This is a genomic window from Parendozoicomonas sp. 2304DJ65-17 (assembly GCF_058148445.1).
The window spans coordinates 14,525-40,867 of sequence record NZ_JBYVJV010000008.1; the positions used below are offsets into that span (position 1 = coordinate 14,525).

The window sequence follows — 26,343 nt, forward strand, 5'->3', positions numbered from 1 at the left end:
TCTGGAACCATTATGAAAAACTGGCTTGATCAGATAGTTCTGCCGCCTATTAAGCGACGGAGCTTTATGAAATGGACGACTGCTATTGGTGGTGCCGCTGCTGTCACCGGTAGTGGATTGCCCCTGAAGTCCATTGCCAAAGAAACTTCTGAAACGCCAGCCAAGACTGAAACCAAATGGTCTGCCTGTATGGTGAACTGTGGTAGCCGTTGTGCGCTGCAGGTTCATACCAAGGATGGCGTGATTACCCACGTTGAATCTGATAACCGTGGTAATGACAGCGAATTTGGCAAGCACCAGATGCGCGCCTGCTTGCGTGGTCGCTCTATCCGTCGCCGTGTTTACAACCCGGATCGTCTGAAGTACCCCATGAAGCGTGTGGGTACCCGTGGTGAAGGCCGCTTTGAACGCATCAGCTGGGATGAAGCCCTGGACTTGATGGCAGACAAGATGAAATACACCATCAACGAATATGGCAACGATGCTATGTTCATGGTGTATTCCACCGGTACCCAGGGTTACAAGACAGACGGCAAGGAATCCTTCAAGCGTCTGTTTAACCAGGTGGGTGGTTTCCTGAATTACTACGGTAACTACAGCTGGGGCCAGATTCAGTTCGCCCTGCCATTCACCTACGGTTCTAACAAACCATCCGCTTACGGCAGCTTCACTTCTGAAATGAAGAATGCCGATCTGGTGGTTGAATTTGGTTACAACCCAGCTGAAACCCGTATGAGTGGTGGTGGTGAAATCTATGAATACACCACAGCTCTGCGTAAGAGTGGTGTACGCACCATCGTTATTGATCCTCGCTACACCGACACCATGCTGGGTAAAGAAGATGAGTGGATTCCCATTCGTCCAGGTACCGATGCCGCGCTGGTTGAAGGTATTGCCCACGTTCTGATTACGGAAGGTCTGGTTGATCAGCCATTCCTGGATAAGTACTGCCAGGGCTACGATGAAAAATCCCTGCCAGAAAGCGCTCCAAAGAACGGCCACTACAAAGCTCACATTCTGGGTAACGGCTCAGATGGTATTGCTAAAACTCCTGAATGGGCTGCCAGTGTTACCGGCATTCCGGCCAAGAAGATTATTCAGCTGGCCCGTGAAATTGGTAACGCCAAGCCTGCGTTTATTTCTCAGGGTACTGGTATCCAGCGTCAGGCGAACGGTGAACAAACGTCCCGTGCTATCTGCATGCTGCCAATCCTGACCGGTAATATTGGTCTGCCAGGCACCACCACTGGTGACATGCCAGGTAACTGGGGTTACAAGGTTGCCAAGCTGCCAAGTGGTACCAACCCGGTTAAAGCCAGCATTCCATTCTTTGGATGGAGTGAAGCGATTATGCGTGGCCCTGAGATGACCGACATTACTGACGGTGTTCAGGGTGTTAAGCAGCTGAAAAATCCGATCAAGTTCATCCTGAACTACGCCGGTAATATTCTGGGTAACCAGCACGCAGATATTAACAAGACTGCTGAAATCCTCCGTGATGACAGCAAGTGTGAGTTTATTGTGGTTGTTGAAAACCACATGACCCCAACCGCGCGTTTTGCTGACCTGCTGCTGCCAGACGTAACTACTCTGGAAAACACTGACATCAGTAGTGATGGCTACTCTTCCGGTTCCATGGGCGGCGTGTTCCCGCTGACTCAGACTATCAAGCCACTGTATGAGTGCCGCAGCGCCTATGAAATGTGCATTGGTCTGGCAGAGCGTTTTGGTATTAAAGATCAGTACACCGAAGGTCGTACCCACGAAGAGTGGATTCAGCACCTTTACGCTGGCCTGATGAAGAAAGATCCAAACCTGCCATCCCTGGAAGAGTTGCGTGAGACAGGCCCTTACATGGTAGAGATGCCAAAAGAAGGCCGTATTGCACTGGAAGACTTCCGTAAGGATCCTGTTAAGCATGCACTGGGAACGCCATCCGGCAAGATTGAAATCTACTCCACCAAGCTGGAAAAGATTGTTGAAGAGTGGACCCTGCCAGAAGGTGATGTGATTACTCCGCTGCCCCAGTATGTGACGACCTGGGAAAGCCATCTTGACCCACTGTCCGAAAAGTATCCTCTGCAGCTGGTCGGCTTCCATACCAAAGGCCGTACTCACTCCACTTATCACAACATTCCTCAGCTGCGTGAAGCGGTTATGGATGGTGTGTGGATGAACCCTATGGATGCTGACAAGCGTGGCATCAGCAATGGTGACACTGTACGCATCTGGAACGACCGTGGTGAAGTTCACGTGCTGGCAAAAGTGACTCCACGCATCATGCCGGGCGTAACCGCTCTGGGTGAAGGCGCATGGCGTCGACTGGACCGTAACGGAGTCGACAAAGGTGGTTGTATCAATACGTTGACCCGCCTGAAGACTACACCGCTGTCCAAGGGTAACCCTCAGCACACCAATCTGGTTGAAATCGCCAAGGTCTAAAGGAGTAAGGATTTATGACTCAATACGGATTTCATGTCGATACCAGTAAGTGTACCGGCTGTAAAACCTGTCAGCTGTCCTGTAAGGACGAGAATGACTTGCCAGTAGGCGTTACCTGGCGTCGTGTGTATGAATACGGCGGTGGCGACTGGGTGCAGCATGAAGATGGCACCTTCTCAAACGATGTGTTCGCTTACTATGTGTCTGTAAGCTGTAACCATTGCACCAAACCTGCCTGTACCAAAGCCTGCCCAACTGGCGCTATGCACAAGCGTGAAGAAGATGGTCTGGTTGTTGTGGATGGTGACGTGTGCGTTGGCTGTCGTTACTGTGAAATGGCCTGCCCTTACGGCGCACCTCAGTACAACCCAGAGAAGAAGCACATGACCAAGTGTGATGGTTGCTTCGACCGTGTTGCCGTTGGCAAAAAGCCTATCTGCATCGAGTCCTGCCCATTGCGAGCACTGGACTTCGGGCCAATTGATGAGCTGCGCGCCAAGTATGGTGACCGCGCTGATATCGCGCCTCTGCCAGATCCCAAGCTGACTGAGCCAAACCTGATTGTCAGCACTGGTCGTAACTCCCGTTTAACCGGTGACACCACCGGCCAGATTCTGAATCCAACGGAGTGGTAATCATGAGTCAGTTGTCTTTGGTGATCTTTACCGTTCTGGCGCAAAGCGCGGTCGGTATGTTCATTGCTCTGGGTATGGTCGAGCTGTTGGGCCGCCCCAGCGGTAAAGCGATGAACAAAGCTTTTATTGCCGTGTGGGGCATCATGGGTGTGGCAGCCATTGCTTCCATCACTCACCTGGGCCAGCCATTCCGCATGTTCAACGTGATTCTGGGCCTCGAGCATTTCTCTGCTCTGAGTCTGGAAATTGTTGGCCTGAGCCTGTTTGGCGGTGCCGGTGTTGCATTTACAGCTTTGAAGTTGTTTGACCTGCTGCCAGGCTTGCGCAATCTGGTGTTGTTGGCGGCGATGGTTCTGGGCGTGGTGTTTATTCTGGCTATTGCCAATGTTTACACTCTGGACACTGTTCCAACCTGGAACACTGGCTGGACTCGCTTCCAGTTCCTGATGACTGCCGCTGTTGCGGGCCCAGTTCTAGCCGCTGCCGCTCTGCGTCTGCTGTCTTCTGAGTTGGGTTTTGTTCAGTCCTTGGCTGACAAAGGTCTGGCAACCTGCAGCTGGATGGCTCTTGTTGTAGTAATGACTGGTTATGCCGGTTACCTTTTCTGGCTGGGGCAGCTGACTATCGTTGGCAATCCATTTGCTATGGCTGATTACCACCTGACTCTGGTAATGGCACGCGTTGCCCTGCTGATGACTGGTGTACTGATGACTGTTGTGTCTGCCCTGCGTGGTAATAACAGTGCTGTGGCCGTGACCTCTGTTGGCGCTCTGATGGTTGTCCTTTCTGAACTGGCCGGTCGTGTTTTCTTCTACGACATCTATATCAGTGCCAGCGCTGGCATGTAATTCGGATTTAAAACCTCTTTAAATCTGATCAAAAGCCCGGGTTTGATTGTTGCAATCAGGCCCGGGCTTTTTCTTTTGCAGAAAGTCAGCTGAAAAAAGAATATGACATGAGCTTGTGATGTGGTTGGATTGCCTCATTAATCTTCAGGGTGCACGAGTATGAGTGAATATTTGTGGAATAAAGCGAAAGGTGAGGAAAAAGCTGTTTTGGTTCTGGCTCACGGGGCTGGAGCGCCTATGGATAGCACCTTTATGGAAGATATCGCCAATCTTCTCTCTGAACAGGGCATAACCGTTGTGCGTTTTGAATTCCCTTATATGGTTGAACGACGAGTAAACGGTAAAAAGCGCCCACCTGATAGAGCTCCTAAATTACTGGACAGCTGGCGTACAACAATTGCCGATATTCACAAGCAAGTTTCAGATGTTCCTTTATATATAGGTGGCAAATCCATGGGCGGCCGGATGGCGACCCTTGTGGTGGATGAAGGTGAGGGTATTGAGGGTGTGGCTGGTGTCGTATGTTTGGGGTATCCCTTTTACGCAACAGGTAAACCAGAAAAGCCTCGCATAGATCACTTAAAGGATATTTCCTTGCCAGTGCTGGTTGCTCAGGGAGAGCGCGATGCTATGGGTAATCAGGAAACTGTGGTGGGTTATGAGTTGTCTGAACAAATAGAGATTTGCTGGCTTGCGGATGGCAATCATGATCTGAAACCGCGCAAGGCTTCTGGTTTAACCCATGAGCAGCATATGGCCACCGCGGTAGAAAAAGTTGAGTCCTGGGTTATGGAGTTGCAGGCCTCTCTTTAAGAGATGCTTCCAGTTGTTTGATTTGTGTTTCGACTTCTTTTGCTGTTTGAATCCTGCTTTCCGGAAAAATGCACATGCAGTCGTCTACCAGATCAAGGGTTTTAGTTAAAACATCTATATCGTCTTCTGATCTCGACCAGCCCAGTGAATGAATAGGCATTTGCTGGGGATAGCTATACAGTGAATGAACTTCTTTAGCCGGCCAGTTCCAATGCTGGCAGTCGTCCTGACAGGTGCCGAACCCGCAATTGGGGTTGTTTGTCCAAGCTATGTCTAAAGGTCGCCCTTCCAATAGATTAAGCAGAATAAAGCCAAGGTTAAATAAGTCGCTGCTGGGTTGGGTGTCGCTTCCGAAATACAGCTCTGGAGCCAGGTGCAGGTCTGCGAACGTGAGATCCCGCTTCATGTTTCGACCATTAAAAATAGCGCAGGGCACAAGTGGGCTATCTTCTCGAACAGGGTTAGGGGAACCTATTGGTAACGCTCTACCGAAGTCGGAAATTTGTGGTTGCTCTGTGCTATTAAGAAGGATGTTGGATGTTGATAAGTCCCTGTGCACATAGCCCTGATCGTGAAGATAAGATAAGCCACAAGCAATTTCTCGAGTAAGTGCAAGGCATTCTTGTAGTGGAATAGTGATGATTTGTTCCTCGGCTACGTTGAGCTTCGTACTAAGGGATGAATGCAGTTGAGGGAGTAGCAGGATAGCCCTTTGGGCTCTGGGTATAGTGGCGTATCCAAGGCAGGGAGTGATGGCTTTGTGCTGTAATCCAATTTGAAGCTCTGCTTCCTCAAGGGTGTTGTTATACCCGCTCTGGGTTTTATTGACCTTGAAAACCAGTTTGGCTTTTGTGTCTGTACCGGATGTGTTGGCCGTACGAACTTCACCAAAGGTACCACTCCCTAGGAGTGGGCTTTTGTCATTATTCCAAGTATATGTGACGGAGCGTTTTAAGATTTCCTGCAGCTGTACCGCTCTCAGTGTTTGGTCAACCCGACACATTATATGGGTGAGAACAAGACGTCGTTTGCAGACTCTGCCTTTAAAAGATCTGTTTGATGTATAGGGCAGAGTGGCGCGCAGATAGGCTTCTGCCTTGGATGGTGACTTCCCGCTGCTGCGCAGACCCGCTTTGTGGCTTGTAGTTGCAAGCATAACCCTTGTTCCAAATGTTCAGATTTTGCTGGCCTCCACAAGAGTTAACAGTAACGAAGAGGTTGGTGATTCTGACAAGCCGGGCATAGAATACCTGCCGTTTTCTTATCAGTAGTGTGAAAAGCCCATGTCCCGTAATCATCTTCTTTTGTATTGTCGCCCCGGGTTTGAATCGGATATGGCGGGAGAGATTCAGGACAAAGCCGCCACTGCTGGCATTTATGGTTATGTGAAAACCAAAAAAGACAGTGGTTATGTGGTGTATATTACCCAGGAGTCGGATGGTGCCTGGCAGCTAATGCGCAAGCTGCGTTTCGACGATTTGATCTTTGCCCGCCAGTGGTGTGCCGCTATTCCCATGCTGGAGGATGTTCCGCAAACTGACCGGGTGTCAGCCATTCTTGAAACTATCAATGAACATGATTTCCCGCGCTGTGGCGATATTGTTTTGGAAACTGCTGATACCAATGAAGCGAAAGAGCTTTCTGGTTTCTGTAAAAAGTTTGTTAATCCTCTGCGTCAGGCTCTAAGAAAGGAAGATAAACTTACGCCCAAACCTAATGACAGCATTCCGCGGCTACATTGCTTCTTCCTTGATTCTACTCATGTGTACGTTGGTATCACTGATACGCGCAATAGCAGCCCGTGGCCGGGTGGTATTCTTCGGCTGAAATTCCCCAAAGCTGCACCCAGTCGTTCAACGCTTAAGTTGGAAGAAGCTTTCCACTATTTTATCCCCGCAGATGATTGGGATATCCGCTTAGCACCGGGCATGAAAGGTGTTGACCTTGGCGCAGCGCCCGGTGGCTGGACCTGGCAGCTGGTGAACCGTTCCATGATGGTGATTGCCGTTGATAACGGCCCGATGCAACAGGAGCTGATGGATACTGCGCAAGTGGATCATCGGGAAGAAGATGCCTTTACTTTCCAGCCTCCTAAACAAGTTGATTGGATGGTCTGCGATATTGTTGATAAACCCGCCCGTTCTGCAGAGTTAATGGCCCGTTGGCTGGCTAACGGCTGGTGCCGTGAAACTATCTTTAATCTCAAGTTGCCAATGAAACAAAGATGGCAGGCTGTGCAGGATGCGTTGCAGATGATTGAAGAGGTTTGTGCTGAGCAAGGCGTGCAGGTGCAATTAAAGTGCAAGCAGCTGTTTCATGATCGGGAAGAGGTGACTGTGCACGGGATGAGCGTCTGATTTGTTGTTGCCAAAGTGACGTTTCTAAATGTCACTTTGGTATTTATTTGGCTGTTAAACTTGAGGTGTGTGTCACAACAGTCATAGGAAAAATAAAAGGGTGATTTTTTGGTACGATGGTTCTTGTACTATCGTTTTAATTCGTTGTTTTTTCAGTGTTTTCTGTTGAGATGCTTGAAAGGAGTGCTTTATAGTTCATTACCAAATGTTAATAAAAAAATAATAAAAAAGAGTTCTTTATGTCTTCTCTTGCAAAAAACGCGTTTAGGCATCTTTCTCTGGCAGGTGTGATTGCAGTTTCTGCTATCTCATTTTCGGTTCAGGCGCTTGAGTCTCTGGACGATAGTGAATTAGGTGAAATGACAGGCCAGGCGTTCATTAATTTAAGTACTGATAGCCGAAATACTGCAGAGGGACAGATTGATTTTACTCGAGTCAATATGGGGCTTTACACAGAAACATTCTTGGGTGTAGATAGCTTAAAGCTGGGTACATATTCCAGGGATGGCAAAACAGGAAACGATGTTGATATTGATAATCTCGCGTTAGGTTACATTGATCAAACAGGTGATAGTGATCCAAATAATGATTATCAATGGAATCAGAGCGCTAATGAGTGGCAATTAACAGATACTGATCCGACTAATGATCGTGTTGTTCCATTTAAAATCAAAGATCCTTACTTTGAATTCGCATACAAAGACGGGAAGCTTATTGGCTGGAGAACAGGATTCGGTGAATTTAAAGGGGTTCTGTCTGGGGATATCAATGCGTTGTCCGGTAGCATTGATGTTCGCATAGCTGGTAAATCTGAAGAGTTAAGGCCTCAGGCTACAGGCCTGCTTTCAGTTTTGTTTGGTCTTGGTTTGCTAAGTGGCAACGAAGATATAGAGGCTTTCGCAAAGCTTGTTGATGGCGACTCGAATTCATCGACTTATGGTGAGCAAATTGGAACAAGGTCTGGTTATGTGGGTATTCCCAATGGTCAAGGGACACAGGAAGTTGGAGGCGGTGGCCTAGTTGCTGCTGTGCCTGCTGATCAGTGTGATTTGGCTGGATTGCATGCATGTTTTCCGCTCTCTTTGTATAAAAGTATGGTTCAAGGTGACTTTTCGCAGACTGATCCGGAAGGTGACATCGCGGGTGGTGCCAGGGGAATGTTCATTTCTATGCAAAATGAGCTGATCCCATGGCCTGATCTTGTGCCGGATGCCTCGGGAAATATTGTTCCAGGCCAGTCTGTTACTCTCCAGCCTGGTGCCTCAATTAATATTCCTAAATATTACGATTCAAATGGTAATGCCAAATATCCTATAACTACATCTTTTGAACAGGCTTTTAATGGAATCGAACGACTTTTAACCTGTTATGGCGGGGGAAGTTGTTAATGTCTTATTCATGGCGGGCTGCAGCCTTTTTCTCACTTTCTGTCGTTTTTCATGCAGAAGCTGATTTAGTGTCTATTGATGACGAATCTTTAGAAGATGTATCGGGCGCAGGAGTGGGTCTTGCTCTGGATGGTTTTATCTATGAGACACGACAATCAGTTGGTAATGGAAATGGGGCATCTGTAACCATTGATGGTATTAAAAATACAGATGGTTCTGACGTTGGAATAGAAGTGACAGACTTTTATGTCATGGGGGCTGGCAGCGAGTACGGTACCAAGGGGGTTGATAGTAATGATCCCAAGACTTACTTTCTAGGCAACTTAAATAATGCTGTTGTTCTCGATGTTTACGACAGCAACGATTTTGCTTCAATACCCAATGGTCGATCTGTGCTGTCTTTGGATTTTCCAGTTTTTGAAAATGGAGATCGTAAGGATTTAATTTATGGCAATGGGTCGCTAACGGGGTTGCAGCAGTATCAACAGCAGCTTACTGGAATAACAAATACGCTATCGGGTTTGGAAGAGGACTTTTATGCCCAGAGACAAGGTTTGGTAGATGTTCAGGCGAATCCAAATATTCTGAGCGAGCTGGATGATGATATCAGGCAGTTAAACCAGGATCTTTGGGGACGTGACACTCCTCCCAGTCGCCCAAGAGATGGTAATAGTGGCAGTCTCTATGATCAGGCTGAGCAGTGGACCAAAAGTGAAAGTCAAACAGGTAATGACTATACATTTGGTTTAAGTAATGGTGAGTGGGATGATGCTGTTAACCGTGCTTGTGGTTTTCAGTTATCTGCCGACTGTGCAGAAGCTGCGGGTTCGTTTTTTAACTCAAGTTTTTATAAACAGATCTCTCAAAAGGAACAGGAACGTGACCGCCTTCAGGCTCGCAGGAATTTCCTGGCTTCGGTGAATCAAGGCTCTGTTGATGCTGCAGAAGCAGCCGTTGACGCCGAGAGGCAGAATATTGCTTCGGCTAGAGCCCCTGTGGATGCGAACATAGCAAATATACGTAACCTTCTCACAGGAGGGAATGGTGGCGCGGATACAGGAATTAGCTTTAAGTACGACGTTGTTGAGCCTGATGGTACACCAAGAACAGATTACCATAACTATCATATTACCGGGCTTTCACTTGAAGATTCCTATTTAAGGCTCTGGGGAGATGGGACTGGTTCCATGGATGGCGAGCTAGGGCTACAGCTTTATGCTAACACCTTGGAATTGACTAGCTGTCAATGGTCTACGCCTGGGTGTGGCGACAATCAGGATCTTGATGGGAATGAAATCGGAGACCGTGATCAACAAACTTTCTTCTTCACCAATGTGTTTCTGAATCTCAATCTGGGCTACGGCCTTTCTCAGCCACTGAAACTAAAAGTCGTTGATGATGGTAATGTGGAACTTGAATTGTCTCCCTTTCTGCCTTTTGTGGGTGAAAGCCTTCAGGATGTGGCAGGCATGCCAGGCAGCAGTAACCAGGCTGCTTACAACAAAATAAAAGCAACGGCCGATGACTTTTATGCCAACGCCCCTAAGTCTGATATCTATATCGGTAATTTAACGTATGGGGGAGTTCGCCCTGATGCTGTTTCTGCTCCCGTTGGAGGAATGAATCTTGGTTCATCCGAGCTGAGTGGCATTCGAATTCAATATTTGAGGGCTAACACCTATGACCTTAATTAAGTCAATTCTTGGTTGTTTTCTTCTCAGTATGGCTGTAGTGGCTAATAGTGAGATGGTGGGTCTTGATGAAGAGCAACTGTCTGATATAGGTGGGCAGGGTGGTGTTGCACTCAGCGGTAGTTTTTCTATTAACCCTGTTGATGGTCCTGAATGGTCTAAAGCTCCTAACGGTACATGTACCAGTAATGGTACAAACAGTGGCACAGTTGGTACTTGTGGTGCCCGGTTTGCAATTCAGTTTGATGACGACAGTGGTTATATCATTCTCGATGATATTCATGGGGCTATCTCTTTCGGAAGCCAGGCTGGTGGTTCTAAAGATATGGAATTGCGAGTAGGCAGTAAGACTCAAAATATTGACGGAACGGATGTTACGAAAGAGGTGATGTCTATTGGTTTCTCGGATGCTTTTAAGTACGACAATTTTGGATTCACACTGGGGGCTTCCGATAATCCTTTGCCAGGTACTGGAAATCAAACAGACATTGTATCCATCAACATTGATGGCACGGTAAAAGGAAGTGGTAGTCTGCTGATCTTTCCTGCAACGAGGGCCGGTTCCTTATGAAGAATCAGTATGAACTTTCCGCCCTCATTTTAGGAGGGATCATTGCTTCCCACTCGGTTGCTGAGCTGACAGCTCTTGAAGATGAATCTTTATCGGGGGTGAGTGCTCAGGCCGGCCTGACACTGGAAGTGGAAAATACTGCATCATTAGCCCCAGTGACTGGTACAAATGATCAATATTTACAGGCTGAGTCAATAAGGTGGTCAGCCGCAGACCAAGCCGGTGGATCAGCACTGACTATAGAGAACCTGGGTATTGGCCAGGCTGATGGTGGGCCTGTTAATCCTAAGACGACTTTAACTGTTGATGTTGATGAAGTAACGGGTATCAATCTTGGGCTTTCCCAGGATCGTAGACGACTGACAGTTAATAATGTCAGGTTAGCTTCCAACTATCAGGAAACAGACCCACAATTAATAAAGGGACTTGGCTCAATACTGCTGGATTATAGAATTGGCGGGCTGGCGTATAATGTTTCAACTTCCTCTTATGACTTCTCTGGAGATGCCAAAATCCAGATTACTCCTGTCCCTGGGAGTGGAGGTATCCGTTTAAAGGGGGGCGTGGCTTTTCACAATGCCAATTTGGTGTATCAGGATGCCCTTAGTTCTGGAAGTCATGACTTCCTTATTGAAGGTTTAAATGCAGGCCTGCTTCTTGATCAACCAGACTCCAGTCTTGATTTAGACATCAAAGAAGGCCCAAGCGGAGACTATATCCGTTTTGGTTTTACCAATGTGTTTGGCGCTTTAAGTATTGATGGGATAAAAAATGAGATTTATAACCCCTCAACTGGAGACTCATTGGGGTGGGGAGAAAGTTTTGGCAGTTTAGAAGCCGGTATAGTCTTTGATGGAACTCTTGATGTATCTGCTGCAGCGAGCAGTAGAGGAATTGTGTTAAAACCCAACCTTTCCAGTAACTGTGCAACTTCGGAATGCCTGAGTGCAGAAGATACAACCAGCGGTAGAAACTTTATTGCCTATAAGGATGATGGAGTTCGCTTGGGATTAGCTAACTATTTCGGGCAGTTGACCTCAAACAGTGGCTTCAATATTGAACTCATCAAGGGCGTAAATGGTGAAAGCGATCATATCCTGGTCGGTTTTGGTGATTTGACGACACGCTTTGGTGTTGAAGATATTTATATTGGTAATGCAGATACCAGCCTTGGCGAAATTTATGGTGAATTGAAATTTGGAAACACGCCATCATTTAAGGGGCAAACGGTTGCCAGTAATAACCTGAAAATATTTCCCGGTGGTGGTCGTGGAAGTAACGGTTTGACTGTAGACCTTTCTTTAAACCTTGAAGATGGCAGTATCCGTTATGCGGATGATGTTGCCAACAATGGTGGCTATGTTTGGTTTACAGGGTTGGGAGCGCATCTGGAGCAGGGTACGGTCTCTGTTGATGTCGTTAAAGAGCAGTCGAATTATGACGGCAATTTAAGTGATGGTATCAGACTTGGTTTTAATGACCTGAAAGGAGCATGGCGAGTCCGTGGTCTTTACGTTACGGACTCTGCAACTGATTTACCCACCAACCCTGATGGTTCCTATAAAGAATTGCAGGGTGGAGCTGAAGTACTTTATCTGCTGCGGTTATATCAGGCATTTGACTTCCAGGATTGGGATGCCAATGTTTATATTTCCGGCGGTGGTGGAGCCGGGAAAGGACAGGGTCTGACTATGAACATTGACTCTGTAATTAACAATGCGACGGGCGGTTTTCTGATCGGTTACGATGATACCTGCCCTAATGGTTGTGGTATCTGGTCTGAAGGCTTTAATCTTCAGTCTAATATTCGTGATCTTACGCTGAACGTAGAGCAAGGAGTCACTGATTTCACCTTCATGGATGGTAATGGCGTTATTACCAATCCAGCGCGTGAAGCTATTTATGTTCGCAGCAATCTTTATGGTTACAAAGACGTAAATAGAATGCACTTTGGTAATTACGATGCGCTAACTCAGAGCACCAGTATTGGTAGTCTTTCCATAAATGAGTATCAGAATATGGATATCGCGATCTCCACTGGGGGGGATACAGCCAGAGGTGCTCAAGGTCTCACTATCTATTTGAAGAATGAGTTCCTAGCCAGAGAGGCGAATGCCTATAAGGATTATTCGGGGACCCTGAATGACACCAGCGACGATGTCGATAGAGATAAGGTTAACTCACTACGCTGGACGCCTGATCGTGATGCCAATGCTGATGCCTATCTGGAAGTATCTGGCATTACTACGGATTCGGAAGGTATTCGTAATACTCTCAATATTGATGTTGCGCCTACACAGGCTAACCAGCAGGGTTTCGCTGTTAATATTCTTACTGAGGCAAACCAGATCCGTGTTGATGATGTGAATATTGGCGGCGCTACAATTATCAATGATGCTGTGCTCTATAACCTAAGAATGCAGTCTAATGTGGTTGCGACACCTATTAATTAATAACCAAACACTTATCGTTCCTGTCAGTAAAGCCCGGTAAAATCCGGGCTTTGTTTTGTCTGCTGTTTATTAATACCCAGCAGGTAAACCGCTCTTTCACTCACACATAACAGGGTGACCCTTTGTCCATACACCTGACTTCTTCCCATCGTCAGGTCTGGCAATTTGCCTGGCCGGTGATTCTCTCCAATATCACTGTATCCCTGTTGGGTTTGGTGGACTCCGCTGTACTTGGGCGACTGGATTCCCCTGTTTATCTCGGCGCTGTTGCTGTTGGTGCCAGTCTATTTAGTTTTATCTTCTGGGCTTTTGGTTTTCTGCGTATGGGGACGACTGGCGAAGTCTCCCGTGCTTATGGTCGAGAGCGTTATCAACGTCTGTATGATGTGCTGATTCAGGCGCTAACTATTGCTGGTGTTCTGGGAATTGTCATTATTGCTTTAGCAAGGCCGATTCTAGATCTGGCGTTACCATTCTTTAGCCCGAGTCAGGCTGTGACTCCGGAAGTGGGTAACTACTTCTTTATCCGGGTACTGTCTGCACCGGCGACACTGGCTAATTATGCTGTTCTGGGCTGGTTGCTGGGTCGGCAGATCGCCAAAGCATCTCTGATTCTTCTGGTATTTCAGAACCTTCTAAATATTGTTCTGAACCTGTTCTTTGTTCTTGGTTTGGGAATGGCAGTAAAAGGTGTGGCACTGGCAACGGTGATTGCAGAATACGCCAGCCTTGGTTTGGGTCTTTACCTGTGTTTGCGTTATCTCAGTGGAGTAAGTGGGCACTTCCGTTTGCGTGAAGCGTTGCACTTGTCTGAATTAAAAGCGTTGATGGTTGTTAACAGGCAGCTGTTCGTTCGCACGCTTTGTCTGCTTTTAACTATGTCATTGTTTACCGCATGGGGCGCACGGCAGGGGGACGATATCCTTGCCGCTAATGCTTTGCTGATTAACCTGCTTATGCTGGTAATTTATGCGCTGGATGGTTTTGCTTTTGCAGCGGAAGCTCTAATTGGAAAAGCGACAGGGGAAGGTTGTGTTCGCCTTATTAAAAAGCTTCTGGCATCTACTTTGCTGTGCTCTGTATTGATGGCGGCGGCATTCAGTATTTTCTTTGTTGTATTTGGTCAGTCGTTACTGTCGTTTTTAACAGATATAGAAGGCTTGGCCGAACAGGCTGGAAGTTATCTGCCGTGGCTGATTGCTATGCCGCTTCTTGGTGTGATTTGTTTCTGGCTGGATGGCGTTTATATAGGTATTGGTCGAACAGGGTTGATGCAGAACATTATGGTGCTTTCAACGTTTCTTGTTTTTATCCCTGTGCTGTATCTTACCCGTTCTGCCGGGAACCACGGTTTATGGTTTGCGTTTGCCTTGTTCACCGCCGCGCGAAGCAGTGGCATGCTGATGTCTTTCCTGCCCATTTACCGCAAAATTCGCAAAGGGCAGAGTCTTAGTTTTTAACAGTCAGCTTTTGTGGCTCAGTGAGTCAGAACTGTTATCTCTTCTTCATGATCCAGCAAAGGGTCAATCTTGTTATGAAGCAGGCGGCGGTTCTCGGAGTGCAGCCACTGGCTCCAGCACTGGATATTATCCCAAAGACTGACGGTGACCCTGTGGCAGGAGTTCTCGATATCCCGCAGGGTTTCACTGCCTAGAAAGCCTTTGGCATTCTGAATCAGGGGAACGGTATCCCGCAGGCAGTGGTCGTAGTGTTGTTCCAGTCCTTCGGCTATGGTGCGGTCTATGATCACCTTGATCATGGGGTATGTCCTTATCAAAGTCTTTTCTGGATCGGATTAGGCTATTAAGATAATTTCGTCCGTTTCGAATAATTTTCAAGTGTAAGCGTATTTTTGTAATGACCTATACCATCTCTCGAACCCTCGATACCTGCGGCCTCAATTGTCCCGAGCCGGTCATGATGCTGCATAAAACTGTCCGGGAAATGGCTGCTGGTGATATTGTAGAAGTGATTGCAACCGACCCTTCCACCAGCCGGGATATCCCTAAATTCTGTAATTTCCTCGAGCATGAGCTGCTGGTACAGGAAGAGCGGGAAAACCGCTTTTATTACCATATTCGCAAGAAAGAAGCGGCTTAATCCTTTAATCCCGGTTATTGATCCAATAACCGGGAAAAGGCCGCCATGGCTTCGGGGTCGCCAGCCTTTATCTTGTTGGCGATCACGTGGTGGAAGAAATATTTGAAGTCACTGCTTTCCTGAACCGGATGCAGGCAACTGTCACCGGGCAGCACCGGCGTGTTATCGATCTTGTCAGTGTCCGCAATCATTGCCTGAATATTGCCATCATCCATCAAGCGCCAACTGGTGATCTGGGTGAGGGTGATTGTGTGGAAGGAGTTGCCGGTTAATACTGCGTGAGTGCCGATATTGTCAGGGATTTCCTGAATAACCTCAGCCTCCTTATTCTCTTCTTCTCCCACCTTCTCCATTCGCTCTTCCAGGCTTTGGAAGTAAGTCACAGCCCCTTCCAGCTCAACAACTTTGTGAACAGGTGGTTCGTAGAACAGTCGCTCAAGCTTGTTGTCGTAATAGCCTTCCCAATGACCGTTCAGAGGGTCTTTCAAATCCTGTGCCGGAACCAGCCTGCTTAGCCAAGGCACCATGGCATCAACCTGTCCATCCTGTCGCAACGCCCAGCACAGTATTTTCATGCTGAACATTTTGTCTTTGTTGGCATCGTTGCTGTAAAGCATTTCCAGGCCATCCAGCTCCGGTGCCATACGAACAATGCGATTGGTGTTGTTATCAATCACCTTTTTCCGGGTGAAGATATCAACCACATTGTCGGGTTCTGAACCTGAGTTGATAGAGACTGGAGTATTTTCTTTACCGTTTTTATTGTTACGGCTTTTATCGCTAAATCGATCAGACATGCCACATCCTTGTGAACAACGCTGTAAAAGCAGGAAATCCTTTTCCTGATCTTTTAAATCTAGTCGTTAACTTAAGCGGCTGCTTTATAACTTGAAGACATTAATGTTGCAGAGTGCTGCTCTGTTCGCTTAATCACAATCAAAAGACGGGCACCAAGGAAAATAGCTGCAGCTGTTAAACCGCTGACAAGACCGATCCAGAACCCTGCTGAACCCATAGGTTCAGTAATGATGCTGGTTAATCCTAAGGTATAGCCAATTGGCAAACCAATCAGCCAGTAGGCAATACTCACCAGGATCATCGGCATCTTGGTGTCTTTAAAACCACGCAGTGCACCATTGGCAGAAGCCTGCAGAGAATCAGAAATCTGGTAAATAGCAGCATAAATAAGCAGAAGGGCCGCGCCTTGGGCAACAACCGGATCGGTCGTGTAAACACGAATAATGGCTTCCGGGAATAGCAAAATACACACGGCGGCAAAGGTTGCGAACAGCATCCCGAGAATGGTTCCACTCAAGGTTCTCAGTTTGGCTTCACTCAAATTGTTTGCTCCGACGGCATGGCCTACACGAATAGTGATTCCAAAAGAAATGCTGAGCGGCACCATAAAGGTCAGGCCTGAAAAATTCAGGGCAATCTGGTGAGCAGCAACTGCCGTTGCGCCAAGCTGGCCAATTAACAGAGCGATAATGGCGAAAATACTACCTTCAATGAAGATTGTGATGCCGATAGGAATACCCAGTTTTAACTGCTCACTAATTTGGTGGCCAACCAATTTCAACTGGTTGCTTTTAGGCAACAATCTGCTGTAGCGGTGATGGCTTTTAATGTAGAAGATCATCAGGAGTGACATCACCCAATACACCAGGCTAGTTGCCCATCCACAACCAACAGCGCCTAATTCAGGTAACCCCAGTTTTCCGTAAATCAGTATGTAGTTCACGGGAACGTTCACTAACAAGCCAGCGATGGCCACTACCATTGGAGCGCGGGTATTGCCCATGCCTTCACATAAACTGTTAAGGGCGAAATAGAGAGCGATACCCGGGACACCGAATGACAGCGCATGCAGGTAGCCGGTGGCAATAGGGATTATCGCCGGATCAACATCCATAAATGTAAGAATGTGGCCTGCGAAATTCAGGTAAATAATAAGAATGATGCTGGAAACAAGGGCTATCCAAAGAGTCTGACTCAGATCTACAGGGATTCTATCCTCTGTGCCGGCACCACGGTGGTGAGCCACAGTGGGAGTGAGAGCCATCAGAGTTCCACGCATTAGCAGGTTAACTGGCATCCAAAGGCTTGCGGCCACAGCAATTGCAGCAAGATCTCTGGCGCTGGCCTGCCCGGCCATAGAGGTATCGACAAAGCCCATTCCCTGAATAGCAAGCTGGGAAATGATGATCGGCATAGAGAGAGCAAGAAGGGCTCTGGCCTCTGTAAAAAAACGAGGCAAATAGGGTTGAGCTGTTTTCATATTGTAAGAGTTGTATCTGCACGGTTTGCCGGGGTTAGGGCGATATGGCGAAGATAGGCAGCCGTGGGATAGACCTTTTCTGGTCGCGGTCATTTTATCCTGACAAGAGCACGAAGTCTTTTGTATTTGTTCTGTATCTTTGAACCCGTAGTTATGGATACCGAGAGGAGGACGATATGTCTCTATAAGAGAATAGCGGGATACCCTTGTGAGCTTAAACCCGGAACAACAGGCTGCTTCAGAGCCGTCAGAAGAGAAAAACCATCAACTCTGGCGGGTTGGCTTTGTCGCTGGCTGGCTCCTGCTGCTAATTCCTCTGTTTGTTGATGCCCCGGAAGGCATGACTGAAATGGCCTGGCGCTGTTCTGGTCTGGCTTTGATGATGGCGGTCTGGTGGTCTCTGGAAATTATGCCCATTGCCATCACTGCACTTCTTCCTCTGGTCATGGGGCCACTATTGGGGCTTGGTAAGCTGGACACGGTAGCCGCGCCCTATGCCCATCCGGTTATATTTCTCTATCTCGGAGGGTTTATGCTGGGGCTGGCGATGGAGCGCTGGGGGCTGCATCGGCGCATAGCCATTCACATCATGCTTAAAGTGGGAACCGGCGAACAACGGCTGGTAATAGGCTTTATGTTGGCTACCGCCCTGCTCAGTATGTGGGTCAGTAATACGGCAACGGCAGTGATGATGTTGCCTATCGGCGTGTCTGTTATTCACATGTTGCGGGAAGAAGGACAGGGTAAAGCTGGATTCTCTAATGCTCTGCTTCTCGCCATTGCTTATGGCGCTTCTATTGGCGGTATGGCCACATTAATAGGAACTCCTCCAAATGCTCTGATGGCGGCATTTTTGGAAGAGCAGTACGGCTTAAAGATTGGTTTCGCTCAATGGCTGATGATTGGTCTGCCTATCTCTGTATTAATGTTGATCTTCACCGGCTGGTGGTTAAGTAAAGGCGGTTATCAGCTGGAATCTGTCAGTAGTGACAAGGTTCATCAGGAACTGACCAAAGAATTGAGCGGTCTTGGTGGCTTAAGCCGAGGCGAGAAAATGGTGGCTTCAGTCTTCTCTATGGCTGCCATTTGTTGGCTGTTTCGGCCATTGCTGGTGGATATGCTGCCCTGGCTACCGATCTCCGACACCCTTATCGCTGTGATGGCCGGGATTACTCTGTTCTTACTGCCAGTCAATCTTCGAAAGTTGGAATTTGTGATGAACTGGGGAGCTATGAAAAAGCTGCCCTGGGATATTCTGCTGCTGTTTGGCGGTGGCTTGAGTATTGCGGCAATGATTCAGAAGAGTGGCCTGGCAGGCTGGACCGCCAGCCAGTTTTCTTCAATTCCCGGTGGCACAGAGTTGCTGGCCGTTATTCTGGTTGTGACGGTGATTATCTTCCTAACCGAGATTACCAGTAATGCCGCAACCACGGCGGCATTCCTTCCACCTTTGGGAGCACTGGCGCTGTCTTTGGGGATTCCTCCAGCCATGCTGGCTATTCCGGCAACATTGGCCGCCAGTTGTGCCTTTATGTTGCCAGTGGCAACTCCACCCAATGCCATAGTGTTTGGTTCAGGGATGATTACCATCCGGCAGATGCTGCGCAGTGGTTTGATTCTGAACCTGATGGGTATATTAATTATTGGTCTGCTGGCCTACTGGCTTGCAGGATTTTCTCTGGCCTAGTTCCGTTAAAGGGAGCTTGCGTTAAGCTCGCTGGTGGCTGGTAACGCTCCATTCTGAAAATGCCGGGACAGTGCCTTAGCGAAATGCTGAGGCCGCTCCGGCAAGCCATTCTCCAGATAATCTATCGCTTTGTTATAAACATTCCTTTTGAATGATTTGCTGGCTCCCATAGCGCTGTTGAGATTATCTGCACTGATACGGAAAGGCGCGTTGCAGCACAGGGAGAAAATCCACTCCAGAGCCTGGGGTTCAACTTCCACAGATTCAAATAAAGCCTGCTGTTCTTCTGTACGGCCATCTGGCTCGTACCAATAGCCGTAATCCTCCAGGGTACGCCGCTGTTTACCGGCAATGCACCAGTGGGCAATCTCATGGAGGGCGCTGGCGAAATAATCCCGGGTAAAGTGAATTCTGGCTGGCTGATCTGGTGTGGCCGGTGTATACAGAGGCTCCTCGGCATAAGCGGACAAAACTGTGTTGTAATCACTGTAAAAACACTGATTAAACAGAGTGATCAGATCTTTATGGTTATAAACACTGTTATCAGGTGTAGTGAGCATGGATAGGGTGTCATGTTTCCGAATTGCTGGTATAACGCTTGGCATTATAACATTCCGTTCTCAACCGTATTGAGTGGAGTAACCACTGACGCTGATGAAAATCGTTGCTGATGAAAATATTCCCCTGCTGACCAGCTTCTTTGGTGGTTTTGGCGATATTGTGTCCTGCCACGGACGCACCATGACTGCTGATGATGTGAGAGACGCTGACCTTCTTCTTGTTCGTTCCGTTACAAAAGTAAATGAACAACTGCTCTCTGGAAGCTCGGTTAAGTTTGTTGCCACAGCCACCAGTGGCACAGATCATGTGGATAAAGACTGGCTTCGGGACAATAACATCGGCTTTTCGTCAGCGGCTGGGTGCAATGCCGAGGCCGTGGTGGATTATGTGATGGCGGCACTGGATACCCTGATCGAAGAGCAGGGTTTTCATCTTCAAGACAAAACCGTTGGCATTGTTGGTTATGGGCAGGTTGGAAGCCGGTTGTATCAGCGCCTGACAGCTCTGGGCGTTAACTGCCTCAACTGCGACCCGTTTAAGGATGCTCCCAATAATACCGAGATTGATGAGCTGATTGAGATGGTTGATATTCTTTCCCTCCACACGCCTTATACCCGAAACTGCCAACACTCTACCTTTCACCTGCTAAATGATCAGCGTCTTCGCCAGTTTGCCGAGAGTGCAGGCAATGGTATTTTGATTAATGCCGGGCGTGGAGAGGTTGTAGACAACGCAGCGCTGAAATCCCTTTTAAAAGAGATTAACTCTTTAACTGCAGTGTTGGATGTTTGGGAGAACGAACCCGCGATTGATTCAGAACTGTTGGACTTGGTTACGATCGGAACCCCTCATATTGCCGGTTACAGTGTGGATGGCAAAGTACGTGGCACGGCAATGATTTATCAGGCAGCCTGCGAGTTCCTGAATCGTCGGGAAGATGTGAAATACGATGAAGTGAATCCGGCACCGTTGCTGCAATCCCTGACTATTGCCAGTGATAATCATCAGGAGGCGTCCGCGGCCACTATTCGCATGGTTTACGATATCCGCCGGGATGATATGCGTTTGCGCAGGGCAGTGGCTCGTCACCCTGAGAATATTGCCAGGGAATTTGATCTGCTACGTCGCCATTACCCTCGTCGGAGAGAGTTCAGCACTTTGTGCCTTGAACTGGAAGACTGCTCGGCAGAGGTTCGTGAATATCTGGCCGGCTACGGTTTCTCTATCAACGACAACTCTTACAATAACAATTCTTCCAAAAGTAGTGCAGGCAACCGATGACGCAGTTAACCATTGGACTGATTATTAATCCTCTCGCCGGTATCGGTGGTTCCGTTGGTTTGAAGGGCAGTGACGGGGAAGACACTGTTACTAAAGCTCTGGCTATGGGAGCTGTTCCTAAAGCGGAAAAGCGCGCCCAAACGGCATTAGAGAAATTGTTGCCTTATAAAAACCAGATTGAGTTTTTAGTCTGGTCAGGCCCAATGGGAGAAAACCTGCTCAAGGAGATGGGATTCTCTTTTCAGGTTGTTGGCAATGTTGAAAGTGAACGCAGTTCTGCAGAGGACACCATCGCTGCTGTTCATTGTTTGTCTGAACAGAAGGTTGATCTGATTCTGTTTGCTGGTGGTGATGGTACTGCCAGAAATATTTGCGACAACGTGCCCGAGGGGCAACCAGTTCTCGGTATTCCTGCTGGAGTGAAGATTCATTCGGCTGTTTATGCTGTGACCCCTTCTGCTGCTGGTGAAGTTCTGAAAGGTTTAATGACCGGTGCAATGACTGATATCCGCAGCCGTGATGTGCGGGATATTGATGAACAGGCGTTCCGGGAAGGTCGTGTTCGTGCTCGTCATTATGGTGAAATGCTGGTACCGGAAGCCGGTCAGTTTCTGCAGAATGTGAAGCAGGGCGGTCGGGAAGTTGAAGAGCTGGTACTGCAGGATGTTGCCGATGATCTGCGTGAGCAATTAGACGATGGTACATTGATTATTGCTGGGCCAGGTTCAACCACTTGTGGAGTGATGGAATGTCTGGGACATGACAGCACGTTGCTGGGTGTTGATCTGTTCCGGGATGATGAGTGCCTGGCGGATGATGTTCGTGAAGAAGGTATTCTGGAAATCTTGCGTCATCACGATGGGCCGGTACGGATTATGGTGACAGCAATTGGTGGACAGGGCCATGTGCTCGGGCGCGGTAATCAGCAGTTAAGCCCGAAAGTTATTCGCGCTGTTCTGGAGCGGGAAGGACGTGATGGTTTGCTGGTCATTGCTACCAAAACCAAGATCAAAGCTCTGGAAGGGCGGCCATTGTTGCTGGATTCTGGTGACCCTGAGCTGGATGCAGAATTATCCGGAACTCTGAAGGTTATGACTGGCTACCGTGATGCGGTGCTTTATCCGGTCAGTGCACTGTAAATATCTGCTCAGAGGGGGCTAACCCCTCTGTTATCCACATTAACCGAACCCCTCCTGAATGCATGCACTCTAAGTGGTTTATTGAGCAATAAACCACTGGAATTATGTGTATACGCTATCAAACAAAATCAGGCCCTCTTCTTGTTTATGATAAGAAAGTATTAGGGCAGGGTGAGGAATCTGATGTTCTTGCCGGAACCTTTGCCGGTAAAAGTGTTGCTGTAAAAAAATATAAGCCTTCCGTTCACAAGAGTACGGTTGTGAATGAACTGGCTGTTATGGAGACGATTCGTAAAGCTCCTAACGAGAGAATTATTCAGACTTTTACCCATGTACAACATGGAGATCAGTATTTTCTGGTTATGGAAATACTGGAAAAATCTCTAACAGACAGTCTGTTTAATCATGATCCTGTTGCTGTAGAAAAACGCCTTAACCAGGCAGCTGAATTTCTCACGGGCGTGAATTATCTTCATTCGTGCAAGGTTCTTGCTATTGACCTAAAGCCTTCAAACGTAATGTTGACAACGGATGGACATGCCAAACTGACCGACTTTACCCGTGCAACTCCGTTAACGGCAGCAACAGGTTTTCGGTATGAGGAGCCTGTTTACTACCAAGCTCCAGAGTATTCTGGCTGTTTTGTAAAAAGCCCAGAGAGTAAAGAATGTGTTGCTAAACAACCGGGGCCGTTTAGAGAAGCCAGTGATGTATTTGGTGCCGGTTATGTCATTGAAACCATTGTTCATGAAGACCCGGCTATTCAACAGGCTTGGCGCGTGCAGGGTGGAGAGTTGTTGAACCGTTACCAGCAGCCTTCAAAGTCCGGTGCGGGAAAGTCACTGCCTGGTTGCAGTGCAAAAACTGTTTTTAATGATCCGGAATTATTTCGCTTGATGCGGGATAGGTTGATTATGCCAGCCATGGAGGTGTGCATTGCAAAGCGGCCAACGATTCCAGAGCTACTGCAATCAGTTAAAAGCATTCAGGGAAAGGTAAGAGTTTGGGAGCAATCGACAACGGTTTAAAAACAAACATGGCTTCGGGAGTCTCCCGAAGCCATGATATTAGAAATTACAGGCTTTGCAGGTGAGCGATACGCTTTTCCAATGGCGGATGGCTCAGGAACATTTCAGAAACGGTACGCTTGCCATTGATACCGAAAGCCATCATCGAACCTTCCAATTGTGGCTCGTAGCTTTGCTGCAAACGACGCAGGGCAGCGACCATCTTTTCACGACCCGCTAACTGTGCTCCGCCTTCATCGGCACGGAATTCCCGCTGGCGGGAGAACCACATAACAATAATGCTGGCACCAATGCCGAGAATGGCTTCGAGAACAAAGACCACGCCCATATAGGCAAACATGCCCAGACCGCCTTCTTCATCGTCTCCCTTCAGGAAGTTATCAATGACCATGGCAATAGCCCGGGCAATGAAAATAACAAAGGTATTCACTACACCCTGAATCAGGGTCAGAGTCACCATATCACCGTTGGCAATATGAGAGATTTCGTGGCCCAGAACAGCTTCCGCTTCGTCCTGGCTCATATTGCGAATCAATCCTGAACTTACCGCAACCAGAGCATTGTTTTTGCTGGCACCGGTGGCAAAGGCGTTGATATCTGGTGAGTCATACATGGCAACCTGTGGCATGCCAATACCGGCCGCCTGAGCCTGACGGGCAACGGTGTCCAACAACCACTGCTGGGTGCTGTTGCGAGGTTGTTCGATAACTTCGGCGCCAGTGGTTTTCAGTGCCATCCACTTGGAAATAGCCAGAGAAATAAAAGAACCACCAAAACCAAAGATCAGAGCAAAGACCAGAAGGCCTCCCATTCCTCGGGTGTTCAGCCCTAACAGAGGCAAAACAATACTGGTGACAATGCCCAGAACCAGCACCACGGCCAGATTCGTTGCTAGAAATAACGCTATTCGCTTCATCAGGAATAATTCTCCACTGCTTCCCATTCCATTACCCCATTTATGTGGGTTTCCGAAGCGGATTCAAGGGGGAAAGTGTACCGAATTGTCACACCTTAGATTTTCTCGTTATATAGATATTCATTGGTGAGACATGGAGTTCATCTTTCCAGGGAATGCCGTCTTCTTGTTTTCCTAAGGGCTGATGGGTTTCCAGAAGCTCGAGGTCGGCAGACTGGAAGGCATTTTTGTAGTCGCTGTCAGTCCAGTAATAGTCATTGAAAACAATATCGGTTCCCACAAGTTGGCATCGCACACGGCTGCCACTGCACAATGGGGGGAGGTCGGGAAAGTCGGTTTTTATATGAAGCCACTGGTTGCTTGGTGTGTAGCGAGCCTTATTCCCAGTAATCGCGATAAGAATACCGCCAGGTTTTAAAACTCGGTGAATGTCTTTTAACACCTCAATTATTTCTGTGATGGTGCTGATTTCAACCAGTACAAAACTTAATACAGCGAGATCATAGCTATTGTCTGCTTTGGGAATAGCGGCAGAGCTGATATGGAAGAAAGCTGTATTCTTCACATTGGTCAGAGCCTGGGTGAGCATATTCGGCTCAATATCCATACCATCCACCTGATACCCTGCACTTTGTAATAACGGAATGAAGGTGCCGGTGCCACAGCCATAATCAAGAGCTTTTCGTCCAGTAGTAACGTGGCGGGTGATTAAAGCCGGTATATCTCTTGTAAGAAGGGTGGTGATTTCTGTGGTTATTAGCTGTCGGTATTGTTGGCTTAGTTCTTGGGAGTATTCCACTATTTAAGGTTCCTTGATTGAAGGAACCTTAAGATAGCAGCGGGAATTTCATAGAGATTAATATTTAGCCAGGCATGGAAACGATTTGGTGTTTTCTTTTTAGCCGGTCAAGAAAGCGGGCAAATTTTTCCATGGCTTCTTCCAGTACATCAACCCGTGGAAGGGTGACAATGCGAACATGGTCATGGCTGGGCCAGTTAAACCCGGAGCCCTGTACCAGCAGTACTTTCTCCTGACGAAGAAACTCCAGAACCATTTGCTCATCATCTTCTATCGGATAGATTTTCGGATCGAGTTTTGGGAACAGGTAGAGTGCGCCCTTTGGCTTTACACAGCTGACACCTGGAATAGAGGTAATCATTTCCCAGGCTTTGTCCCGCTGTTCTTTCAGGCGCCCACCGGGGAGTACCAGGTCATTAATACTTTGGTAACCGCCTAACGCCGTTTGAATGGCATGCTGTGAGGGAACGTTGGAACACAAGCGCATAGAGGCCAGCATCTGCAAACCGTCATGATAATCCTTAGCCAGATGCATGGCTCCACTCAGAATCATCCAACCGGTACGAAAACCTGCAGCTCGCCAGGATTTTGAAAGACCATTGAAAGTTACACAGAGAACATCCTGAGCCAGTGAACCCATGGGAATATGTTCGGCTTCGTCATAGAGAATTTTGTCGTATATCTCGTCAGCAAAAATAATCAGGTTATGTTCGCGAGCCAGCTCAACAATGCCTTCTAGTATTTCTCTAGGATAAACGGCTCCGGTCGGATTGTTGGGGTTGATAACAACAATGCCCCGGGTTTTGCTGGTGATTTTACTTCGAATGTCATCTAAGTCCGGGCACCAGTCCGACTGCTCATCTTTGATGTAATGCACCGGGCTGCCACCAGCAAGGGTAACGGCCGCTGTCCAGAGTGGATAATCAGGAGCCGGAACCAGCATCTCATCTCCATTGTTCAGCAATCCCTGCATGGCCATAACAATCAGCTCACTGACACCGTTGCCAATATAAACATCATCAATGGTGACGTTCTCTATCTGGCGCTGCTGGCAATACTGCATGACGGCTTTACGGGCAGAGAAAAGGCCTTTGGCATCACAGTATCCCTGAGAATGGGGAATATTCAGAATCATGTCCTGAATAATTTCCTCAGGGGCATCAAAGCCAAAAGGAGCGGGGTTACCGATATTAAGCTTGAGAATACGCTGGCCTTCTTCTTCCAGTCGGCGGGCTTCATGGAGAATGGGGCCGCGAATTTCGTAACAGACGTTCTGTAGCTTGCCTGACTTCTGTATATCCTGCATGGTGCTGGTTGTTATTGTCTGATGAATAATAATCAGTGCATAGTATCAGA

General features: G+C 47.8%; 23 protein-coding genes. 15 read left to right on the plus strand and 8 right to left on the minus strand.

The features are described 5' to 3' along the window. Positions 1-12: 12 nt before the first annotated feature. The 4 genes from ACY2RR_RS18075 to ACY2RR_RS18090 all read left to right on the plus strand — a co-directional run bounded on the left by ACY2RR_RS18075 (position 13) and on the right by ACY2RR_RS18090 (position 4,738). A complete protein-coding gene (locus tag ACY2RR_RS18075) occupies positions 13-2,442 on the plus strand; it encodes a DMSO/selenate family reductase complex A subunit (protein WP_490109578.1) in 2,430 nt (809 codons plus the stop codon). A 14-nt stretch (positions 2,443-2,456) separates the two neighbouring features. Beyond that, complete coding sequence (locus ACY2RR_RS18080; RefSeq protein ID WP_490109579.1) at positions 2,457-3,077, plus strand: DMSO/selenate family reductase complex B subunit; 621 nt, start codon at positions 2,457-2,459, stop codon at positions 3,075-3,077. Positions 3,078-3,079: 2 nt separating this feature from the next. Next, complete coding sequence (locus tag ACY2RR_RS18085; RefSeq protein WP_490109580.1) at positions 3,080-3,925, plus strand: dimethyl sulfoxide reductase anchor subunit family protein; 846 nt, start codon at positions 3,080-3,082, stop codon at positions 3,923-3,925. Positions 3,926-4,084: 159 nt separating this feature from the next. Next, on the plus strand, positions 4,085-4,738 hold the full coding sequence (locus ACY2RR_RS18090; RefSeq protein ID WP_490109581.1) for an alpha/beta family hydrolase: 654 nt from the start codon (positions 4,085-4,087) through the stop codon (positions 4,736-4,738). Here ACY2RR_RS18090 and ACY2RR_RS18095 read toward each other — a convergent pair. Continuing rightward, a complete protein-coding gene (locus ACY2RR_RS18095; RefSeq protein WP_490109582.1) occupies positions 4,713-5,894 on the minus strand; it encodes a protein kinase family protein in 1,182 nt (393 codons plus the stop codon). The two genes, ACY2RR_RS18090 and ACY2RR_RS18095, sit on opposite strands and share 26 nt — an antisense overlap. 127 nt (positions 5,895-6,021) lie before the next feature. Here ACY2RR_RS18095 and rlmM point away from each other — a divergent pair, with 127 nt between their 5' ends. The 6 genes from rlmM to ACY2RR_RS18125 all read left to right on the plus strand — a co-directional run bounded on the left by rlmM (position 6,022) and on the right by ACY2RR_RS18125 (position 14,658). Then, a complete protein-coding gene (gene rlmM, locus ACY2RR_RS18100; protein WP_490109583.1) occupies positions 6,022-7,095 on the plus strand; it encodes a 23S rRNA (cytidine(2498)-2'-O)-methyltransferase RlmM in 1,074 nt (357 codons plus the stop codon). 239 nt (positions 7,096-7,334) lie between these two features. Next, a complete protein-coding gene (locus ACY2RR_RS18105; RefSeq protein ID WP_490109584.1) occupies positions 7,335-8,483 on the plus strand; it encodes a DUF6160 family protein in 1,149 nt (382 codons plus the stop codon). Continuing rightward, a complete protein-coding gene (locus tag ACY2RR_RS18110; RefSeq protein WP_490109585.1) occupies positions 8,483-10,177 on the plus strand; it encodes a hypothetical protein in 1,695 nt (564 codons plus the stop codon). Before ACY2RR_RS18105 ends, ACY2RR_RS18110 begins: the two co-directional genes overlap by 1 nt. After that, positions 10,164-10,745: a hypothetical protein gene (locus tag ACY2RR_RS18115; RefSeq protein ID WP_490109586.1), complete on the plus strand. Its 582-nt coding sequence runs from the start codon at positions 10,164-10,166 to the stop codon at positions 10,743-10,745. The genes ACY2RR_RS18110 and ACY2RR_RS18115 overlap by 14 nt, the downstream gene beginning before the upstream one ends. After that, the gene (locus tag ACY2RR_RS18120; protein ID WP_490109587.1) at positions 10,742-13,198 is read left to right on the plus strand and encodes a DUF6160 family protein; all 2,457 of its coding nucleotides are present in this window, start codon (positions 10,742-10,744) and stop codon (positions 13,196-13,198) included. The genes ACY2RR_RS18115 and ACY2RR_RS18120 overlap by 4 nt, the downstream gene beginning before the upstream one ends. A gap of 122 nt (positions 13,199-13,320) precedes the next feature. Further along, positions 13,321-14,658, plus strand: coding sequence for an MATE family efflux transporter (locus ACY2RR_RS18125; RefSeq protein ID WP_490109588.1), 1,338 nt, complete (start codon positions 13,321-13,323; stop codon positions 14,656-14,658). Positions 14,659-14,675: 17 nt separating this feature from the next. On the opposite strand, the gene ACY2RR_RS18130 is transcribed toward ACY2RR_RS18125, so the two are convergent. Continuing rightward, positions 14,676-14,957 (minus strand): antibiotic biosynthesis monooxygenase family protein, encoded by a 282-nt coding sequence (locus tag ACY2RR_RS18130; protein WP_490109589.1) that lies wholly within the window; start codon positions 14,955-14,957, stop codon positions 14,676-14,678. Between the two features lie 98 nt (positions 14,958-15,055). Here ACY2RR_RS18130 and tusA point away from each other — a divergent pair, with 98 nt between their 5' ends. Next, complete coding sequence (gene tusA / locus ACY2RR_RS18135; RefSeq protein ID WP_490109590.1) at positions 15,056-15,298, plus strand: sulfurtransferase TusA; 243 nt, start codon at positions 15,056-15,058, stop codon at positions 15,296-15,298. Between the two features lie 14 nt (positions 15,299-15,312). Here the strand turns inward: tusA and ACY2RR_RS18140 are convergent, their stop codons facing one another. After that, a complete protein-coding gene (locus ACY2RR_RS18140; RefSeq protein ID WP_490109591.1) occupies positions 15,313-16,095 on the minus strand; it encodes a hypothetical protein in 783 nt (260 codons plus the stop codon). A gap of 71 nt (positions 16,096-16,166) precedes the next feature. Next, positions 16,167-17,576, minus strand: a complete 1,410-nt coding sequence (locus tag ACY2RR_RS18145) for an MATE family efflux transporter (RefSeq protein WP_490109592.1) — start codon at positions 17,574-17,576, stop codon at positions 16,167-16,169. 208 nt (positions 17,577-17,784) lie between these two features. On the opposite strand from ACY2RR_RS18145, the gene ACY2RR_RS18150 reads away from it, so the two are divergent. Continuing rightward, positions 17,785-19,263: an SLC13 family permease gene (locus ACY2RR_RS18150; RefSeq protein ID WP_490109593.1), complete on the plus strand. Its 1,479-nt coding sequence runs from the start codon at positions 17,785-17,787 to the stop codon at positions 19,261-19,263. Positions 19,264-19,268: 5 nt separating this feature from the next. On the opposite strand, the gene ACY2RR_RS18155 is transcribed toward ACY2RR_RS18150, so the two are convergent. Then, the gene (locus tag ACY2RR_RS18155; RefSeq protein WP_490109594.1) at positions 19,269-19,868 is read right to left on the minus strand and encodes an elongation factor P hydroxylase; all 600 of its coding nucleotides are present in this window, start codon (positions 19,866-19,868) and stop codon (positions 19,269-19,271) included. A gap of 49 nt (positions 19,869-19,917) precedes the next feature. Between ACY2RR_RS18155 and pdxB the strand changes: the two genes are divergently transcribed. The 3 genes from pdxB to ACY2RR_RS18170 all read left to right on the plus strand — a co-directional run bounded on the left by pdxB (position 19,918) and on the right by ACY2RR_RS18170 (position 23,272). Beyond that, a complete protein-coding gene (gene pdxB / locus ACY2RR_RS18160; protein WP_490109595.1) occupies positions 19,918-21,105 on the plus strand; it encodes a 4-phosphoerythronate dehydrogenase PdxB in 1,188 nt (395 codons plus the stop codon). Continuing rightward, positions 21,102-22,244 carry an ATP-NAD kinase family protein gene (locus tag ACY2RR_RS18165; protein WP_490109596.1) on the plus strand — a complete coding sequence of 381 codons (1,143 nt, stop codon included), beginning with the start codon at positions 21,102-21,104 and terminating at the stop codon, positions 22,242-22,244. Before pdxB ends, ACY2RR_RS18165 begins: the two co-directional genes overlap by 4 nt. Positions 22,245-22,348: 104 nt before the next feature. Continuing rightward, the gene (locus ACY2RR_RS18170; RefSeq protein WP_490109597.1) at positions 22,349-23,272 is read left to right on the plus strand and encodes a protein kinase domain-containing protein; all 924 of its coding nucleotides are present in this window, start codon (positions 22,349-22,351) and stop codon (positions 23,270-23,272) included. A 46-nt stretch (positions 23,273-23,318) separates the two neighbouring features. Here the strand turns inward: ACY2RR_RS18170 and htpX are convergent, their stop codons facing one another. From htpX to ACY2RR_RS18185, 3 genes are all read right to left on the minus strand, one after another. After that, positions 23,319-24,188: a protease HtpX gene (gene htpX, locus ACY2RR_RS18175; RefSeq protein ID WP_490109747.1), complete on the minus strand. Its 870-nt coding sequence runs from the start codon at positions 24,186-24,188 to the stop codon at positions 23,319-23,321. A gap of 88 nt (positions 24,189-24,276) precedes the next feature. Next, the gene (locus ACY2RR_RS18180; RefSeq protein ID WP_490109598.1) at positions 24,277-24,987 is read right to left on the minus strand and encodes a class I SAM-dependent methyltransferase; all 711 of its coding nucleotides are present in this window, start codon (positions 24,985-24,987) and stop codon (positions 24,277-24,279) included. Between the two features lie 64 nt (positions 24,988-25,051). Then, positions 25,052-26,293: a pyridoxal phosphate-dependent aminotransferase gene (locus ACY2RR_RS18185; protein ID WP_490109599.1), complete on the minus strand. Its 1,242-nt coding sequence runs from the start codon at positions 26,291-26,293 to the stop codon at positions 25,052-25,054. Positions 26,294-26,343 lie beyond the last annotated feature (50 nt).